Genomic DNA, 17,901 nt, shown 5'->3' on the forward strand with positions numbered 1-17,901 from the left:
CTTTAAACCTCCTCAGAATGCAGACAAGTTCTCGTTATCTAGTATGTTCGTTTCTTCGTTTAAGCCAAACGCCACATGTTCTTCAATCCATTTACGGCGTGGTTCAACTTTGTCTCCCATAAGGACGGAGACGCGTTTTTCGGCTCTTGCTGCGTCATCAATACGAACTCGGATCAGCGTTCGTGTGTCAGGATCCATCGTTGTTTCCCATAGCTGATCAGCATTCATCTCTCCAAGTCCCTTATAACGCTGGATGATGTAGCCTTTACCAACTTTTTTTTGTGCTTCTTTCAATTCATCTTCATCCCATGCATATTCGATAACTTCTTTTTTACCCGTTCCCTTGCTCACTTTATAAAGAGGAGGTAATGCAATGAATACTTTCCCTTCTTCGAGAAGCGGCTTCATGTAACGGTAGAAAAACGTTAGAAGCAATACTTGAATATGTGCACCATCTGTATCGGCATCGGTCATGATAATGATTTTGTCGTAGTTTACATCTTTCAACGTAAAATCAGAACCAACTCCAGCTCCGATCGCATGTATGATTGTGTTGATTTCTTCGTTCTTAAATATATCTGCAAGCTTTGCTTTTTCCGTGTTGATTACTTTACCACGAAGCGGCAAAATGGCTTGGAATTTTCGGTCTCGTCCTTGTTTTGCAGAACCGCCTGCAGAGTCACCCTCTACTAAGTACAGTTCGTTGCGTTCAGGATTTTTAGAAGTTGCAGGAGTTAACTTCCCGCTCAGCATAGAATCCTTACGTTTGTTCTTTTTCCCGTTACGAGCATCCTCACGTGCTTTGCGTGCTGCTTCACGAGCTTGAGCCGCTTTAATACTTTTACGGATAAGCATTTCACTAATTGCAGGATTCTCCTCAAGGAAATAAGCGAGCTTTCCGGCAACCACTGCATCTACTGCAGATCGTGCTTCACTCGTACCTAATTTGCTCTTTGTTTGGCCTTCGAACTGAAGAAATTCTTCTGGGATACGGACAGAAACAACAGCTGTTAACCCTTCTCGGATATCAGAGCCGTCTAAGTTCTTATCTTTTTCTTTTAACAGGTTCGTTTTACGTGCGTACTCGTTGATGCTTCGAGTTATCGCTGTCTTTGCGCCTGACTCATGTGTTCCGCCGTCTTTTGTGCGAACGTTGTTAACGAATGACAGAACGTTTTCTGCATAACCGTCATTGTATTGAAATGCAAAATCTACCTCGATCTCATTTTGCATTCCTTCAAAGCTAACGACATTATGAAGTGTATCTTTATCTTCGTTCAAATATTGCACGAATGCTTCCAGTCCTGTTTCGAACTGAAATTCTTCTTTTTCTCCATTTCGCGCATCTTCAAGAACGATTTTGATTCCTTTTAAAAGAAAAGCCGCTTCTCTAAGACGTTCGCTTAGTGTTTCGTAATTATAGTTAATCGTCGAAAACATCGTACGGTCTGGTTTGAAATGAACGGTCGTCCCTGTTTTGCGGGTATTACCTACTACTTCAAGTGTCGTAACAGGCTTTCCGCCATCTTCAAAACGCTGACGATATGTTTTACCGTCACGGTAGATCGTTACTTCAAGCCATTCTGAAAGTGCGTTTACTACAGATGCACCTACACCATGAAGTCCTCCAGATGTTTTGTACCCGCCTTGTCCGAACTTACCGCCGGCATGCAAAACAGTAAAGATGATCTCAGGCGTCGGTTTTCCAAGCTTATGCATTCCTGTAGGCATTCCACGGCCATCATCTGACACAGAAATACTGTTATCTTTATGAATCTTCACATGTATGTAATCACCGAATCCGCCTAATGCTTCGTCAACGGCGTTATCTACAATTTCATATACGAGGTGATGCAAACCTCTGGCATCCGTGCTGCCGATATACATACCAGGGCGCTTTCGAACGGCTTCTAACCCTTCGAGCACCTGTATGGCATCATCGTTGTAGTCAAATAATGATTTACTTGCCAAAATGTGTTGCTCCTTTCACGAACTGCAGTACTTCTATCATAGCAGAACGTTTGTTTCTATACTACCTCTGTCCTTATATTCTCCTCTTATTTCTCGGTTAAAGAACAAAAACCTTTAGTTCAAAAGAGTTTCTTTTTTAGTTCTTTAAATAGAGGATAAAAACAAGCATGGGAAAACCACCCGTATATGGCGGGTGGTTCATTACTACCGTATCATAGCATGTTCCACTTTAATGCACTTATCCATAATATAAGGAATCGTCGCACTTTGCAAAATCTCTTCTGCTTCGGCACTGTATAAACCGAGCTGAGCCCAGAAGAAACCAGCATTAATATTTGCTGCCGATCGAGCAACTTCAGGCAGGTGCTCACTTCTTCTGAACACATTGACGATATCTACATGTCCTTCAATATCTTCAAGCTTCGCATAAGCTTTCTGTCCCAAAACTTCTGTGACATTAGGATTTACGGGAATAATTTCATAGCCTGCATCCTGCATATATTCTGAGACCATATAAGATGTACGAAACGGCTGATCGGACAATCCGACTACCGCAATACGTTTTCTTAATTTTAGAAGGTTTTTAATATCCTCTTTCGTTGCAGCTCCCATTTTACTTCCTCCCAATTTCATTTTATATAGATTTTAGACAAAATCAGTAAAAATGAAACATTTTTAAAGAAAACTCAGCTGACGCCGAGCCTATCTGTCAGCTCAAGTTGCGCTTATGTTGAACGTCGGAAACCATCGTGCAAACAAGTTATACTTTCTAATAGTGCAGCAAAAAGCCGGCATTCTCGAATTGTTCACGAGAGCCGGCTCCCCAAGTCATTTATCCGTTTAATCGGTAGATGTCACTATACTTCTTCTCAAAGTATGCGATGAGATGATCTGGGTTCAACCCTTCACCTGTAACGTCTTTCAGGATTTCGATCGGCTTTTTCATCTTACCGTATTGGTGCACATTTTTTGTTAACCATTCTTTGATCGGAATAAGATTTCCTGATTCAACAAGAGAATCAAAGTCGGGAATATCTTTTACCATTGCATCTTTAAGCTGTGCCGCATAAATGTATCCTAATGCATAGGACGGGAAGTATCCAAAGCTTCCGCCTGACCAGTGAACGTCTTGAAGAACACCTTCAGCATCATTTTTCGGAGTTACTCCGATATATTCCTGCATTTTCTCGTTCCAGATACGAGGAAGGTCCTTTACTTCAATCTCGTCGTTAAATAATCCTTTTTCGATCTCATAACGAACAATAACATGTAGCGGATATGTCATTTCATCAGCTTCAATACGAATAAGAGAAGGTTCTACAACGTTGATCGAACGGTAGAAATCTTCAAGCTCTACTCCGTGGAACTGTGAACCGGAAACACTCTTTAGTGTAGAATAATGGTTTTTCCAGAATCCGAAGTGACGGCCAACAAAGTTCTCCCAGAACAATGATTGTGATTCATGTATCCCCATGGAAGTTCCTGAGCATAAAGGTGTTCCGACTAGCTCTTCAGAGATATTTTGTTCATAAAGAGCATGCCCGCCTTCATGGATTGTACCGAATACTGCTGTACGGAAATCATTTTCCATGTACTTCGTCGTTACACGCACATCTCCAGGGTTTAGACCGATCGCAAACGGATGAACCGTTTCATCCAAGCGGCCAGAATCAAAATCATAGCCCATGTCTTTTAGTACATGAAGACTGAATTCTTTTTGCTTATCTTTCGGAAAATGTTCGAACAAGAATTTCGTTTCAGGCTGACCAGCTTCTGTTACTTTTTGTAGAAGCGGCACGATACGGTCACGAAGTTTTGAGAAAGTCTCATCCAAAATTTCAACCGTTACCCCTGGCTCATACATATCTAAAAGCGTGTTGTATTTATTTTCTTCATAGCCCCAGTATTCAATAAACTTCTTATTGAATTCTACAAGTTTTTCTAAGTAAGGCTGGAATAATGAGAAGTCAGAATTTTTTTTCGCTTCTTCCCATACATTCTCTGCTTTTGATTGCAGAATTACATATTCTTTGAATTCAGCTGGAGGAATCTTGGCGTTGCGCTCAAAATCCTTCTTCACTTCTTCAAGCGTCTTTTTCGTTACGTCTGATAGCGTATCATGAACTTCGGGCTTCGAAAGTTCTGCTATGAAGTTTTTCATTTCATCTGAAGTAGACATCGCAAATACATCGGAAGATAATGTCCCAATTACTTCAGAGCGCTGTTCTACTCCTTTTTTAGGTGCCCCTGTACGAAGGTCCCAATACATAAGACCGATCGCTTCATTCACGTGCACCATTTTCTTCACATACTCTAAAAATTCTTTTTCAACATTCACTTTCGTTTGCGTCATTATAAAATCCATCCCTTCACGTGTTCATAAAAAACATACCGCTATAGGAATTCGTGAAACAATAAAAAAGTCCTGCTGGTCAGTTTATTTTTTTATTAAAAATCTTCTTTGAACATTTCTGCATACGGAGCAAATGATGGATCGATATTGTTCACATGACCGATTGATTGATGAAGGAGCTGGTGGATTTCTTCTTTATGATGATTCCCTAGATGAGGATATATGCTATGGAATGCCTTTTTGATACTATTTAAATGACTAAAATGAGTGTACATACTAAAAACCTGCCTTAAATGAATTTACGCATAGTATGTACAGGATCGAATTGAATTTAAACCCCTTTAAACTGTATATAGCATTCATATCTCAAATGTGTCAGCACATTTCGTAAAGGAATCAGCAACTCGCTTTTTAACAATGAAGAGGACCTTTACGAAATCTCACACCGACCCGAGTATTGCTTAGAATAATGTGATTTTTTTTGTGAAATTTAATAAAAAGCTCAGCATGAGCTAGCCTTACGTGATTTATATTTTTATAAAGGAATCCGAAAGTTTGCAGGATGAATCCAAAAAGTTTGCGCTTCAATCCACGAGTTTTACCCCTCAATCCACGAATTCCAGTCGATTATCCACGAGTTTACACTCCGCGACAAAAGTCGACAAGTTGGGCTAACAGAAAAGGCATTATGTTTGCTGCTGTCTAGGCGGTCTCTTCCCGAAGAACTGATAATAATCCGTTTTCAGATCTCCGTTATATAGTTTACGTTTCTTAGTCGCACTTCTGCCATAATACTCTTCAAACTTTTCATTAGAAGTGATAACATACACACTCCACGTATCATATGGTCTCATTGCATCACCAAGATCGCGGTACATCTGAGCCACTTCTTCTCTTTCACCTAAACGTTCACCGTACGGAGGGTTAGTTACGAGGCACCCGTAATCTTTTCTTGTAGTAAAGTCACGTACCTGCATTTGTTTAAACGTGATAAAACCTTCAAACCCAGCCTCAATCGCATTGTTCTTCGATAGCTCGATCATCTTATGATCAATGTCTGAGCCTTGAATATCGAGGGGCAGATCATATTTTGCTACATCCTGTGCTTCTCCGACTGCTTCATACCATACTTTTTTATCAATCCAATCCCATTTTTCTGAAGCAAATTCGCGATTAAGACCAGGAGCAATGTTTTGTCCAATCATAGCCGCTTCAATTGGGAGAGTACCTGAACCGCAGAAAGGATCTGCAAATGGTTTATCAGGTGTCCAGTTTGTTAGCATGATAAGAGCAGCAGCCATTGTTTCTTTAATCGGAGCACCTGAATGCAATTCGCGATAGCCGCGCTTATGAAGACCTGTTCCGCTCGTATCAATTGTCAGTGTTGCAATATCTTTATGAATAGCTACTTCAATACGATACAAAGCTCCGTCCTCTGGGAACCAGGTTTTACGGTTATACTCGGTTTTTAAGTTATCTACTACTGCTTTTTTTACGATCGCCTGACAGTCAGAAACTGAAAAAAGCTTTGATTTTACAGAACGGCCGATAACAGGAAATTCTCCGTCTTCCGGAATATAATCTGACCATGGAAGAGCTTTTGTTTTTTCGAATAGTTCATCAAACGTTTCCGCTTTGAATTCTCCGACCACAAGCTTTACGCGGTCAGCCGTTCTTAACCATAAATTAGCTTTCACAAGTGCTTTTTCATCGCCATCAAAATAGACTTTTCCGTTTTCTACTTGTACATTTTCAAAACCTAACGCCCGTACTTCATTCGCTACTAGGGCTTCAAGTCCCATTGCAGCCGTTGCAATCAGTCTTAATTTAGTCATATTCGCAACTCCCTTATTCTTGCGTTTAATCGTCTATCATAAGTATACCCTGTTCTTTTTTATGTAAATAGAAAAAGCCCCGTAAGCGGGGCCCTCATTCAGCTTTAATTAGGTACCAATAACGTTCTGTAAGCCATGTTCTGTTCCTTAGTACTGCAAGCGGCTATTCGCCTCGTACACCGGTGGTAATCATCTATCTACAAAAAGCCTTAGCTTCTTGTTCTCCCATTCGTTCAATTCCGAAATGGGAAACTCCCCTACCATAATTTGGGTTTCTCGCTCGTGGGGTTTACCTCGTTCCACTCCCGCAGTTTCCATTGGGACTACGTCACTGTGGCACTTTCAAGGTATTAACACCATATCCAAAGGACTTAGGTGCGTTCCCTGCCGTTAGCCCAGTAAGCTCATAGAGCAAACCAAGCTACCCTGGCTTATTTTTTGGCCAGGCACGATCATTACGGTCATCTCAGATCCGTGCGAGCATGGACTTTCCTCTAAACCAGAAATCTGGTCCAGCGATTACCCGAACGTTATTGATTTAGTTTTTTAAAAGCAAGATTCATTATAGCATGCTGAATTGATAAAAACAAATGGATAAAAACTGGAATCAATCGTATAATTTGCTGCCAAAAACATGTTTTTCCAAGTTAGACAAACGCTGAAGAATATCTGAGTTTGTCGTGCTTGAAGTTACTGCAGGCATTCGTCGAGTCGGCTGATCAGATGAATTTTGAGCTTCGCGACGCAAGCGGTTATTTTCTTGCACGATTGCATCGTACTCTTTTTGAAAGTTCTCATAGTCTTTAATGATTAAATCTAAGAACTTATCCACTTCATCCTGATCGTAGCCACGAAAGCCTTGTTTAAAGTCTTTTTCTAATATTTCTTTTGCCGTTAAATGAAAACGCTGTTCACTCATGTGAATCACCTCACACAAAGATTCTAAAATTATTTTTTCACTACATGACGTAAATGTCAATTTCTTTCTCTTTAAACCTTTTACTCGTTACGATTCCATTGTTCTTCCTGGACAAGCATATCCAAATCATAAGGGGTAATATAAAATATTTCGTATGAATTGTCCATTTCCTGCTTTTGCTTGGCGGCATCCAAATAATACTTCGGTGAGCCATCCTTTTCTTCGTCGTAAAGTAGTAAAATCGCATCGCTTTTTTGGACGAGAAACTGATTTTTCACCCTCAATTGCTGTGGACTCTCATAGGGTTTACGGCTGACTGAATCCACAAAATCTGCATTCAAGAGAATTTCTTGATATTTTTCCTGCACATTTTCTTTCCAGCGAGTTTCCTGCTCTAAAAAAGGAGTAAGGACAGCTAATTTTAGATCAGGATATTCTGGCTGCAAATCAAAGACAACATCGGCGGTCCACATCTCCACCCCAGGCTGACCGCTGATTATTACCCATTCTAGCCCCTCATCGATTAGGGAAGTAATCCTTTGCTGCAGTGCTTTCTTTATGTAGTATACCCCTTCGTGATTGTCACTAAAAATACCAAGTTCATGGGCTTTATAACCACTGACCAGCAGCGTTTGAAGCATTTGAAAAACCCCCTGTTAATGAAAAACACCCGGCTCTTTCTATAGCCGGGCTTTCCCATTAAAAGTTTTGTGTTGTATGACTGATTTGATTGCCAATCATGACTGTTAACCCGACGATTACAAAAAATAGAACAACAATCCACTGCTTCACTTACCATCTCTCCATGCCTAAAATATATCATTTCCCTCTTCTATTTACGGTTATTTTGCGAAAACAATCGAAATGTACAGATTATTGACGAAAAACATGATGAAATTTCAGGTATTGTGGCGTTTTTTGCGCTTACCCGGGGAATAAAAAAAGAGGGGAAATTTATTTTTCCAAAAACATTTTCATGTCCTCTCTTATTCTACAAAAAACACGAGCGGTTGAGAAGAGATATTTTGAATAAATTCATAAATTTGACGAATTTTTACGAATATTGGATGATCCGCTGCTCCAATCGTTCGATTCTTTTTGCAAACGCCTGTTTTTCCTGTTCTTCTTTCCTCTTAACCAGCCTTTTTTTACCCTTCCAGATCGTAAAAGCCTGAATAGCAAAATCTAATGCTTTTTCATAATCTTTTTGTGCATGTTCATAGTACTTAGAAAGTTCAATTGCCGGTTCTTCATCCAGGTTATTTTCTCGGATCAATTCCTGCCAAAAACGAACAGAAATATCTATTTGATTTTGTTTTTTGTATAGAGAAGCGAGTGATTTCTTTGATTGATATTGAAGTGTTGTTCCAGTTTCTAGCACTTCACTATAAAAAGCAATAGCTCGATCATGTTCATTTAACGCTTCAAACCAACGTGCAGCTTCAAATGTTTCTCTTTCCGTTCGAATACCCTTTCCGTGAACGAGGCTGGACATATGAGTATAAAGCGTGATTAAAGAAAGCACATCCCACTCATTATGCCGGAAGACTCCCTCCAGTAAAGAAGGATCTCCCTCATTGCAATATTGGAAATAAAGCATAGGAGCCAAGTAGCCAGGGGTATCATGTATTCTGTTGACTCCCAGGATTTCTTTTTCCACTACTGATAATTTCACAGCTGGCAATGATTCTTTCCAAAGCCTTCTCGCTCCGTGCAAAAGGTCAAAATGGCCAAACTCCGGCAAAGAAGGAACATAATCACGAATTAATGTATGCCTTGTTCTTACCTGGGGCCAATCAAACGATTTTCCGTTATAGGTCACTAAGTTCCGAAGCTCTTTTACATGATTTAAAAAGTAATGATACAGTGCCACTTCAGAACCTGGACCAGGGAGGAAAAATTGATTGACAAGTACATGATCCTCTTTTATCTGGCTCATACCGAGCATAAAGATTGTATTACCTGCCCCGCCGCTCAAACCTGTCGTTTCCGTATCGAAGAAAAGAAGCTGAGACGCATCCAAGTCTTTAGCGTTTAGCGGATGAGCCGTCTTAATATCCTGCCACCTTATTACAGCGTCCTTAACATCCGAGAACCGGTACCTTCCCCACATATGATCAAGCGGGTATTCTACTTTCCGAATGATGCAATAATCATCCTCAAAAAAGTAAGGAGTTGCACCGAACTTCTCCCAATATCCCGCATGATCAATGATTTTGCCTTTTTCCTTTTCAGTTGTCGATTGAGGAGGAAAGACCTCTGTCGAAACAGAATTGACCATATGCTTTTTTAGTCGTTTCAATTTATTTTGAATCGACATGATGCGGCACTCCTTTAATTTGAGCAATTAATTTTACAGCTAATGCTTTACTGTTGCTGCCTTCTTCTAGTGTTCCGGTACAAGATGGACATCCCATTTCGCAAGGACATTTTTCAATCATGGACAGAGCTTGATCTAAAACGGTGTTCCAAGATCCATATACCTTTTCACTTAAACCGATCCCGCCTGGATAACGGTCATAAATAAAAATAGTAGGCTGCTGGTTATGAACGGCTTTTACCTGAGGAACAACATGTAAGTCATTTGCATCACACATTACAAAAAGAGGAGCAACGTGACGCAATACATGTGCAATACCCAATAAACCAGCTTCTAATTTTTCCTCAGAAAGATTTTCATTTTGAAAAGTAAGCCATGTTGCTGATGTATGAAGTTCTTCTTCAGGTAAATGAATTGGACCTGAACCGATGTTATCATGTGTTTCAAATTTGATTTTTTTAAAAATCGTCGCTTTTGCGACAACCATGACATCGCCATACGCTTTTGCGTTTTGGTCATTCTTCGTTTCTTTATCGACCTCTAAAACATTCAGCGAAACGGCAAGGTTAGCATCAGTAAAATAATCGACATCTACTTCACGTACATAAGCCTTCTTTTCCTCATAATCGAGCTTTTCAACTTGATATTGAGTTCCTTGATGAAGATAAATGGCTTCTTCATGTAAAAGAGTCATAGAACTAAAACGATCCATTTCACCAATAACTTTCACATCTGCCACATTTGTTTGATCAATAATAATAACGTTTTCCTGGGACGCTGAACGCAAGCTAATGTTGTGCGCCGGAAACGAATCATTCATCCAGTAAAAATGCTTTCCTCTCTTATGAAGCACTTGTTCTTCAACTAAAAATTCAAGCACATCTTCTATTTCCTGATTCCCGAACTTTTCGTTTTCCTGAAAAGGCAGTTCATAAGCTGCGCATTTTAAGTGATCAACTAATATGATCAAATTGTCGGGATTCATGCGGGCAGATTCAGGTGAACGCTCGAAAAAGTAATCAGGATTCTGTATGACATATTGATCAAGCGGCGATGAGGATGCAACCATGATGACAACACTCTCATCCTGCCGTCTGCCAGCTCGTCCTGCCTGCTGCCACGCGCTTGCGATCGAGCCAGGATAACCTGTTAAAATACAAGCATGAAGCTGGCCGATATCTACACCAAGTTCAAGGGCATTTGTTGAAACAACACCCATAATATCTCCGTTTCGGAGACCTTTTTCAATAGCACGGCGCTGTTTAGGGAGATAGCCACCTCGATATCCTTGTATTGATTTGGTGCCAAATTCTTTTTTTACCAATTCCTGCAGGTAAGTAAGCAGTATTTCTACTCTTACCCGGCTTCTCGCGAAAACGATTGTCTGAATGTGATTCTCTAAAAAGAGCTTAGCCAAATTACGGGCTTCAAGTGTAGCATTTCTCCTCACATTGAGCGGCTTATTAACAACTGGTGGATTATAGAATAAAAAATGTTTTCTCCCCGCTGGCGCACCATTATTGTTAATTAACGTCATAGGATTTCCGGTAAGCTGTTCAGCAAGCTCCTTTGGATTAGCGATTGTTGCTGACGTACAGATAAAAACAGGGTCACTTCCGTAAAACTTACAGATTCGTTTTAAACGTCGAATGACATTAGCTACATGACTTCCAAAAACCCCCCGGTATGTATGAAGCTCATCGATAACCACATACTTTAAGTTCTCGAATAAGGCTACCCATTTTGTATGATGAGGCAAAACAGCTGCATGAAGCATATCTGGATTCGTCATGACGATGTTCCCAGCTTTCCTCACGACTTGACGAATATTAGCAGGAGTATCTCCGTCATACGTATAGCTTTTAATATCTAATTCCATCTCATCAATCAGTTCATTGATTTCTGCCTTCTGATCTTGAGCAAGTGCTTTTGTCGGAAAAAGATATAGAGCTCTTGCTTCTGGATTGTTTGCGACCTCTTGTAATACAGGTAGATTATAACAAAGCGTTTTACCAGAGGCCGTTGGTGTAACTGCGACAAAGCTTTCTTGCCGGAGTGCTGTCTCATACCCTGACAGCTGATGTATATACAATGAAGAAATCCCTCTTTTTTTAAGAGCTGATTGAATATTTGGATGTAAAGTTTCCGGAATTGGGACATATACCGCTTCCCGTGGTTCTATCGTCTTCCAATGCACAATTTGTTTGGATATGTCAGGCTCACGCAAAACATCCATAACTTGTTGAATGGATTTTTTTCGAAACATGGTTCTCACCTCACTTTCTATTTTAACGAATATTTGTTCGTAATGAAACAAGGACTTAACCAGATTGTCTGAGTCCTGTCTTGTTTTTTCCTTTTTAAAATTGCATTAAAATTGACTTATGGAAATATTGTACTTTTCAATGATAGAATATAATTGACTAGACGAATAAAAATGTAAATGGGAGTGAAAAAAATGTCAGTAGATGTTTACCTTAATTTCAATGGAAATTGCCGTGAAGCTGTAGAATTTTACGCAGAAGTATTTAAGACAGAAAAACCTCAGATTATGACGTTTGGTGAAGCACCGCCAAACCCAAATTACGAACTTCCGGAAGAGGCTAAAGATTTAGTTATGCACACCCGTTTAAATATTGATGGCAGCAATGTAATGTTTTCTGATACATTTCCAGGCATGCCGTTTGTAGAAGGAAACAACGTAACTCTTGCCATTGTTAATAAAGACATCGAGCAAATAAAATCGATATACGAAGGCTTAAAAGAAGATGGAAATGTTGTGATGGAACTACAAGAGACGTTCTGGAGCAAACTTTATGGACAAGTTACAGATAAGTTCGGCATTCATTGGCAATTAAATTATGATAATGGGGAAAGTTTCTAAGAGCATTTGTAACTCTTATTATTAAGGGGGGACGACTCAAAAGTATAAAAACTTTTGGGGGTCATGACTCTTTTTATTAGGCTGTTTTCGCATTGTTGCTCTTGAAAGTGGTTGATTTCCATTTCAGATGCTCGCTTTCCGCGGGGCGTGCGGTGAGCCACCTTGTCGCTTTGCGCCTGTTGTGTCTCACCTTCAAGGAAGTTTGTGTGCTCCTGCGTCTACAAGTTAAGCCTGACGAAGCGTGTTCCTCGTCGCATGCCTTGCAAGAAGTATATTCAGGTAGTTGGCACGCAGGAGTCTCTCATCTTACCCTCTAATCAACTGTCAATGAAGAGGATTTACAAAATGACCTGAAAGCAACTCGATGAGATAGCTGTAAAAATAAAAAATTGGGGCTGCCAAAAGATAGTTTATCTTACTTTTGTGACAGCTCCTTTTTAATCATAATCTTGAATCAATTGGCTTCTATCGTTGAAAAACTGTTTATATCCTAAATGCAAAAATAGAATTACTGAGAGTGAAACGCTTCCTACGATACCTAATATGACAGCTATTTGGTATTCTATCGCAACGATAGGTGAGGTCCCTGATAAAATCTGACCTGTCATCAAGCCCGGCAAAAAAACAATCCCCATACCAACCATAGAATTTATAGTGGGAATCATAGCTGCATCAAAAGCTTGATTTGTAACCTTTTTTGAAGCCACTTTTGGTGTTGCTCCCAGCATTAAAGCTCCTTCAACTTCCTCCCGATGTGATTTCATACCCGTAATCAGGTTATTCACACCTAATGTGATGCCTGTCATTGAATTCCCAATAATCATTCCAGCGATCGGTATAAAATAACGTGGTTCATACCATGGAGATACGTTTATTACGATAAAAATAAAATAAAATAGACTAAAAAATATACCTAGCGTCATAGACAGCGCAATTATTTTTTTCATCTTAAGATTAATCCTTGTGTTCGATCGCTTATATACATTGTATATAGCAAATACTTGCATAATGCAAATGGATAATAGGGTTAATAGAGGGTGCGTATTCTCAAAAAGGTATACTAATATATAGCCCGCTAAAATAAGCTGAATTGTCATCCGGACAGTCGCTAACAATATTTCTTTTTCTCTTGGAATTCTTTTAATCTTAACAATCAATATCAAAATCAAAACAAAAACGTATGCTGCAAGGAGCTGCCAAAACGAAAAATCAATGATTTCCTTCATTAGTTGTCTTCTCCCTTTTCAAACTGAATTCCATAAGATCTATCGTATAATCTGCAACTTGTGCTGCCAATTCTTTATTATGAGTAACAAAAATGAGTGAAAGATTTTTGTCTTTTACATACTCCAATATTTTTTGTACCACAACCTCTGCCGTTTCCTCATCCAATGCAGAAGTAGGTTCATCGAGCAATAACACCTCTGGATTCATAAGGATTGCCCTCGCTATAGCTAATCGCTGTTTTTCTCCTCCAGAAAGATTTATTGCATTTTCATTTAGATCCTTAATTAATTTAAACTCTTCCAGGATGCTATTCATTTCATCTATACTTGGATGCTCTTTTTCTGAGAATGTTGAACCTATCGCTAAATTGTCTTTAATAGTCCCTTCAAATATTACGGGGGTTTGTGGTACCATAACTGATTTCCTCCTTAATTGAATAGGATCTAAATCAGAAATTGATTGTTTTTTGTAAGCTATCTGTCCTTCATCTGGGGTAATCATGTTATTTAATACTTTCAGCAAGGTGGATTTCCCGCTGCCGCTGTGACCTAGAATACAAGTTATAGACTGTTCGGGAATAGTAAGATTGTCAATTTTTATCAGTTCGTTTATTTTAATATTTGTTAATTTGTACAAACGAAACTCTCCTAATCGTGTATAAAGAATCAATCTTTTACTTTCCCTCATAAAAGCAATACATAACATTATCTTTGGCATTTAGGACAATAGAATGACTTAATTGCCGAACTTTCTACCCTTTCAATTTCAGTTCCGCATCGGAAGCAATTTTGCCCTTCCCTTTCGTAAACAAGGCGATTATCATTATACCCTCCTGTTTTCTTATCACCTTCGTACATCGGGTTGTCCATATAGCCCCCCAGCTCAATTGCCTTTGTTAATACTGGTTTGATTGCACCATACAATGATTTTGTTTGTTCCTCTGATAGGTCATTTGCTTTTTCAAAGGGATTAAGGTTTGCTTCATAACAAATCTCATCTGAATAGCAGTTACCGATACCTGCAATAAATTTTTGATTTACTAGTAATGGCTTTAGTGCTCCTTTTTTCTTGCTGATCATCTTTTCAAAATCTTCTGCACTTAAATCAAATGGTTCAGGTCCAAGATCAGCAAGTGTCTCTCCTAATTCCTCGTTCGATAAAAGATGAAGATACCCCAGCCTCAATCCAATGAAATAAAGCTTAAGATCACCAAAGGATAAAATCACTTGTTTTGTCCGGTCAGGCGCATTGCTTACATTCCCTAAAAACATCCATCCTCCAAGCATTAAGTGCAACAAAAGGTTCTGTCCTGAGCTCAACTCAAAAATAAGATGCTTTGCTCTTCTATTGATTCGGGTTATCGTCTTCCCTTGAACGTGGGAAGTGAAATCTTTTACATGCTTATTAATTGATTTATCTCTATTAATCTCCACGTCAGTAATGGTTTTATTAATAATGTTGTGACTTAACAGTATTCGATATGTTTCCATCTCTGGCAGTTCTGGCATAATTAGTAGCTCCTTAAGGTTCCTTTCCTTATTATTTAGCCTGGTTATATTTTTATGTACAAAAAAAGGACAGCCGCGTTAGCCATCCTTTTATACCTTATATGCTTGTTCTTAAATCCCAAAGCTCAGGGAAGAAACGCTGATCTAATACTTTTTTCAAGTAGTTTACACCAGATGATCCGCCTGTTCCTACTTTAAATCCGATAATTCGCTCAACTGTTTTCATATGACGGAATCGCCACTGCTGAAGCCAGTCTTCAATGTCTACTAGCTTCTCTGCAAGCTCATATAGATCCCAATACTTTTCAACATTTTTATAGACTTCAAGCCAAGCTGCTTCAACGGAATTATTGTACTCATAACGTTTCGTTACATCACGGTTTAACATTTCTTTATCAATATAGAGTCCTGCTTTAGCAAGCGCATGAATTGATACATCATAAAGACTAGGTGTATGAAGAGCAGCTGTCAGCTGTTCATGCAGATCTGCATCTTTTTTATAGATTTCTAAAATATGAGGCGTTTTATAACCAAGAGCAAATTCAATCATGCGATATTGATAAGATTGGAAACCAGATGCTTGTCCAAGTTTGTCGCGGAACTCCATATATTCTGCTGGAGTAAGTGTTGAAAGAACATCCCACGATTCAATGATCTGAGACTGAATCTTTGATACGCGAGCAAGCATCTTAAATGCTGAATGCAGATTACCGTTTTCTATTGATGAAATAGCTGATCTTGTTTCATGTAAGATTAATTTCATCCAAAGTTCACTTACCTGGTGAATGATAATAAACAGCATCTCGTCATGGTGCCCAGAAAGCCTTTTTTGACTTGATAAGATTTGATCAAGCTGAAGATATTCTCCATAAGTCATCTGATTAATAAAGTCAGTATAAATCCCTTTTTCAGTTTCTTTACTGTCCAATTTTTTCTGTTCTGTCATTTGATCCACTCCCCATAGGACATAAAAACTTTGTTAACGCTTTCATTATACATGAAATTTTGAATTTCTTTTAGCATTTCTTAAAAATGACAAACCTCAAAAATTTTTAAATCGAACTTTGAAGGTAATTGTAAAATTTTACCGAAATAGACAAACATTCAAATAATCGTATAGGAGGTTTCATATGACACAGATTCAAACGAAGTACATTGATATCTTTGATAAATGTAAAACAAATGAAGGCTATTTCGGGGATTTCCGGGTTTCAGAAGATCAGTATTTTGTATCGCCAGTTTTAGATTCTGTTCCTGGAACAGTGATGTCATTTAATGGACAGGACAAAATCATGTGGGCTACTAACAATTATCTAGGGTTGGCAGAAAACGAAGATATAAAGAAAATAGCAGTGGAAACAGCCAAAGAATGGGGTGTGAGTGGTCCGATGGGCTGCCGCATGGTTAGCGGCAACACGCGGGAGCATGTACTTCTTGAAGAGGAACTCGCTTCTTTTGCTGAAAAAGAGTCTTCTATCCTTTTTAACTTTGGTTATTTAGGCATTATCGGCACGATTGCGTCACTTGTTGGCAAAGATGATATCGTAATTATGGATAAGCTTTGTCATGCTTCTATTATAGACGCAGCAAAACTCGCGGTCAGCGACCCGCGGAACCTTCGTGTTTTCCGGCATAACGACATGAACAGTCTTGAAAAATTATTAAAGTCAGTAAATAAGAACCGTAAAGGCGGTGTACTGATACTAACAGAAGGTGTGTATGGGATGACTGGCGACATCGTAAAACTTGATGCGATCTGTGACCTGAAAGAAAAGTATGATGCCCGTCTTTTTGTCGATGATGCACATGGATTCGGAGTAATGGGGCCGAGTGGAAAAGGTGTTGGTGAGCATTTTGGAGTTCAGGACAGAGTGGATATATACTTATCTACTTTTGCAAAAGCCTTTACTGCTATTGGCGGTGTTTCAGCTGCAAGCAAGGAAGTTGTGGATTGGATTCACTACAATGCAAGAACACAAATTTTCGCAAAAAGTTTGCCGATGGTTTATGTAAAAAGTCTTCGGAAAACATTAGAGCTTGTTTCGTCAGGTCATGACCGCCGTCATAGACTTTTTCAAGTATCACAAAAGCTTTCAAACGGTTTAAGAGAATTAGGTTATTTTGTTGCAGATACTCCTTCCCCTATTATTTCTGTTTATGTTCCTGGGGGAGATCTTCAAATAGGACTTCATTGGGTTAGATACTTAAGGGATAACGGCTTGTTTCTACAAGCTGTTATGTATCCGGTAATCCCAAGAGGATTGTTCATGTTCCGCATTATACCGACTGCAAGCCATACAGACGAACAAATTGACACAACTCTTCAGATTTTTAAGAGGTTACGCGATGAACAAGGATTGAAACTGAATGTTAATCTAAGTGCAGTCGACAGAATATATGCAAATAATTAAAGGAAAAAAGCTTGAGTTCAGTTCTCAAGCTTTTGTTTTTCCAGAATTTCTTTTATTTTTATTAAGTCTTTTTTATTAGCTTTTTTCATCATTAAAGACATAAATGGAACAAATATTTTAGAAAAACCTGATGGAACTCCTTTATTCCGTAAAGTCATTCGTGTTTGATTTTCATTGATAGATTCCCAAGTATAGATCGTTTCCATTGGAAACGGCCCATCAGCCGTTTTCATAACGAGTTTTTGCCCTGGAATATAAACTGCAATCTCGTATACATACTCCAATCTTCTTCCTAAAAACTCTGCTATGAATGCTATTTTTGAACCTGCTTGTAGTGTTTTATCGGTTTGCCATTCTGCAGTTTTGATGTTCACATACCAATCTGGAGCATGATCAGGATTCGCTGCATACTGAGCTACCTTTTCATGAGGGCTATTAATAATTATTTCTGTAAAGACATTTACCATTTCTGC

The 17,901-nt window shown here is 39.0% G+C and carries 16 protein-coding genes and 1 other RNA gene; 2 read left to right on the plus strand and 15 right to left on the minus strand.

The features are described from left to right. Positions 1-12: 12 nt before the first annotated feature. The 10 genes from parE to ABE41_RS11510 form a co-directional block, all read right to left on the minus strand. The gene (parE, locus tag ABE41_RS11465) at positions 13-1,971 is read right to left on the minus strand and encodes a DNA topoisomerase IV subunit B (RefSeq protein ID WP_066290285.1); all 1,959 of its coding nucleotides are present in this window, start codon (positions 1,969-1,971) and stop codon (positions 13-15) included. A gap of 204 nt (positions 1,972-2,175) precedes the next feature. Then, positions 2,176-2,583 (minus strand): CoA-binding protein, encoded by a 408-nt coding sequence (locus ABE41_RS11470; protein WP_066290289.1) that lies wholly within the window; start codon positions 2,581-2,583, stop codon positions 2,176-2,178. A 220-nt stretch (positions 2,584-2,803) separates the two neighbouring features. Continuing rightward, on the minus strand, positions 2,804-4,324 hold the full coding sequence (locus ABE41_RS11475; RefSeq protein WP_066290292.1) for a carboxypeptidase M32: 1,521 nt from the start codon (positions 4,322-4,324) through the stop codon (positions 2,804-2,806). A gap of 95 nt (positions 4,325-4,419) precedes the next feature. Beyond that, the gene (locus ABE41_RS11480) at positions 4,420-4,599 is read right to left on the minus strand and encodes a hypothetical protein (protein WP_066290293.1); all 180 of its coding nucleotides are present in this window, start codon (positions 4,597-4,599) and stop codon (positions 4,420-4,422) included. Between the two features lie 411 nt (positions 4,600-5,010). Then, positions 5,011-6,159, minus strand: a complete 1,149-nt coding sequence (locus tag ABE41_RS11485; RefSeq protein WP_066290295.1) for a THUMP domain-containing class I SAM-dependent RNA methyltransferase — start codon at positions 6,157-6,159, stop codon at positions 5,011-5,013. A 124-nt stretch (positions 6,160-6,283) separates the two neighbouring features. Beyond that, an RNA gene (gene rnpB / locus ABE41_RS11490) (RNase P RNA component class B) lies at positions 6,284-6,690 on the minus strand. Positions 6,691-6,766: 76 nt separating this feature from the next. Then, positions 6,767-7,078, minus strand: a complete 312-nt coding sequence (gpsB, locus tag ABE41_RS11495; RefSeq protein ID WP_066290298.1) for a cell division regulator GpsB — start codon at positions 7,076-7,078, stop codon at positions 6,767-6,769. Positions 7,079-7,158: 80 nt separating this feature from the next. Further along, the gene (locus ABE41_RS11500) at positions 7,159-7,719 is read right to left on the minus strand and encodes an SLOG family protein (protein ID WP_066290299.1); all 561 of its coding nucleotides are present in this window, start codon (positions 7,717-7,719) and stop codon (positions 7,159-7,161) included. Positions 7,720-8,132: 413 nt separating this feature from the next. Then, positions 8,133-9,398 carry a ribonuclease H-like domain-containing protein gene (locus tag ABE41_RS11505; protein WP_066290303.1) on the minus strand — a complete coding sequence of 422 codons (1,266 nt, stop codon included), beginning with the start codon at positions 9,396-9,398 and terminating at the stop codon, positions 8,133-8,135. After that, positions 9,382-11,664: a DEAD/DEAH box helicase gene (locus ABE41_RS11510; protein WP_066290305.1), complete on the minus strand. Its 2,283-nt coding sequence runs from the start codon at positions 11,662-11,664 to the stop codon at positions 9,382-9,384. Before ABE41_RS11510 ends, ABE41_RS11505 begins: the two co-directional genes overlap by 17 nt. Positions 11,665-11,856: 192 nt before the next feature. Here ABE41_RS11510 and ABE41_RS11515 point away from each other — a divergent pair, with 192 nt between their 5' ends. Continuing rightward, the gene (locus ABE41_RS11515; RefSeq protein WP_066290307.1) at positions 11,857-12,282 is read left to right on the plus strand and encodes a VOC family protein; all 426 of its coding nucleotides are present in this window, start codon (positions 11,857-11,859) and stop codon (positions 12,280-12,282) included. Between the two features lie 437 nt (positions 12,283-12,719). On the opposite strand, the gene ABE41_RS11520 is transcribed toward ABE41_RS11515, so the two are convergent. From ABE41_RS11520 to kynA, 4 genes are all read right to left on the minus strand, one after another. Beyond that, on the minus strand, positions 12,720-13,508 hold the full coding sequence (locus tag ABE41_RS11520) for an ABC transporter permease (RefSeq protein ID WP_066290308.1): 789 nt from the start codon (positions 13,506-13,508) through the stop codon (positions 12,720-12,722). Continuing rightward, positions 13,492-14,145, minus strand: coding sequence for an ABC transporter ATP-binding protein (locus tag ABE41_RS11525; protein ID WP_066290311.1), 654 nt, complete (start codon positions 14,143-14,145; stop codon positions 13,492-13,494). Before ABE41_RS11525 ends, ABE41_RS11520 begins: the two co-directional genes overlap by 17 nt. A 68-nt stretch (positions 14,146-14,213) precedes the next feature. Then, positions 14,214-15,017, minus strand: a complete 804-nt coding sequence (gene mutM / locus ABE41_RS11530) for a DNA-formamidopyrimidine glycosylase (protein WP_066290314.1) — start codon at positions 15,015-15,017, stop codon at positions 14,214-14,216. Positions 15,018-15,114: 97 nt separating this feature from the next. Then, complete coding sequence (gene kynA, locus ABE41_RS11535; protein ID WP_066290315.1) at positions 15,115-15,963, minus strand: tryptophan 2,3-dioxygenase; 849 nt, start codon at positions 15,961-15,963, stop codon at positions 15,115-15,117. Between the two features lie 184 nt (positions 15,964-16,147). On the opposite strand from kynA, the gene ABE41_RS11540 reads away from it, so the two are divergent. After that, complete coding sequence (locus ABE41_RS11540; RefSeq protein ID WP_066290317.1) at positions 16,148-17,428, plus strand: aminotransferase class I/II-fold pyridoxal phosphate-dependent enzyme; 1,281 nt, start codon at positions 16,148-16,150, stop codon at positions 17,426-17,428. Positions 17,429-17,445: 17 nt separating this feature from the next. On the opposite strand, the gene ABE41_RS11545 is transcribed toward ABE41_RS11540, so the two are convergent. Continuing rightward, a complete protein-coding gene (locus ABE41_RS11545; RefSeq protein WP_066290320.1) occupies positions 17,446-17,895 on the minus strand; it encodes an SRPBCC family protein in 450 nt (149 codons plus the stop codon). Positions 17,896-17,901 lie beyond the last annotated feature (6 nt).

It is taken from the genome of Fictibacillus arsenicus (assembly GCF_001642935.1).
Lineage (GTDB): Bacteria > Bacillota > Bacilli > Bacillales > Fictibacillaceae > Fictibacillus > Fictibacillus arsenicus_B.

Bases quoted from the DNA above. Each gene is read 5' to 3' on its own strand.
- kynA (WP_066290315.1), bottom strand. From the start codon at position 15,963: ATGACAGAACAGAAAAAATTGGACAGTAAAGAAACTGAAAAAGGGATT.
- ABE41_RS11485 (WP_066290295.1), bottom strand. From the start codon at position 6,159: ATGACTAAATTAAGACTGATTGCAACGGCTGCAATGGGACTTGAAGCC.
- ABE41_RS11540 (WP_066290317.1), top strand. From the start codon at position 16,148: ATGACACAGATTCAAACGAAGTACATTGATATCTTTGATAAATGTAAA.
- ABE41_RS11545 (WP_066290320.1), bottom strand. From the start codon at position 17,895: ATGGTAAATGTCTTTACAGAAATAATTATTAATAGCCCTCATGAAAAG.
- ABE41_RS11475 (WP_066290292.1), bottom strand. From the start codon at position 4,324: ATGACGCAAACGAAAGTGAATGTTGAAAAAGAATTTTTAGAGTATGTG.
- ABE41_RS11505 (WP_066290303.1), bottom strand. From the start codon at position 9,398: ATGTCGATTCAAAATAAATTGAAACGACTAAAAAAGCATATGGTCAAT.
- mutM (WP_066290314.1), bottom strand. From the start codon at position 15,017: ATGCCAGAACTGCCAGAGATGGAAACATATCGAATACTGTTAAGTCAC.
- ABE41_RS11470 (WP_066290289.1), bottom strand. From the start codon at position 2,583: ATGGGAGCTGCAACGAAAGAGGATATTAAAAACCTTCTAAAATTAAGA.
- ABE41_RS11500 (WP_066290299.1), bottom strand. From the start codon at position 7,719: ATGCTTCAAACGCTGCTGGTCAGTGGTTATAAAGCCCATGAACTTGGT.
- ABE41_RS11510 (WP_066290305.1), bottom strand. From the start codon at position 11,664: ATGTTTCGAAAAAAATCCATTCAACAAGTTATGGATGTTTTGCGTGAG.
- gpsB (WP_066290298.1), bottom strand. From the start codon at position 7,078: ATGAGTGAACAGCGTTTTCATTTAACGGCAAAAGAAATATTAGAAAAA.
- ABE41_RS11480 (WP_066290293.1), bottom strand. From the start codon at position 4,599: ATGTACACTCATTTTAGTCATTTAAATAGTATCAAAAAGGCATTCCAT.
- ABE41_RS11515 (WP_066290307.1), top strand. From the start codon at position 11,857: ATGTCAGTAGATGTTTACCTTAATTTCAATGGAAATTGCCGTGAAGCT.
- ABE41_RS11520 (WP_066290308.1), bottom strand. From the start codon at position 13,508: ATGAAGGAAATCATTGATTTTTCGTTTTGGCAGCTCCTTGCAGCATAC.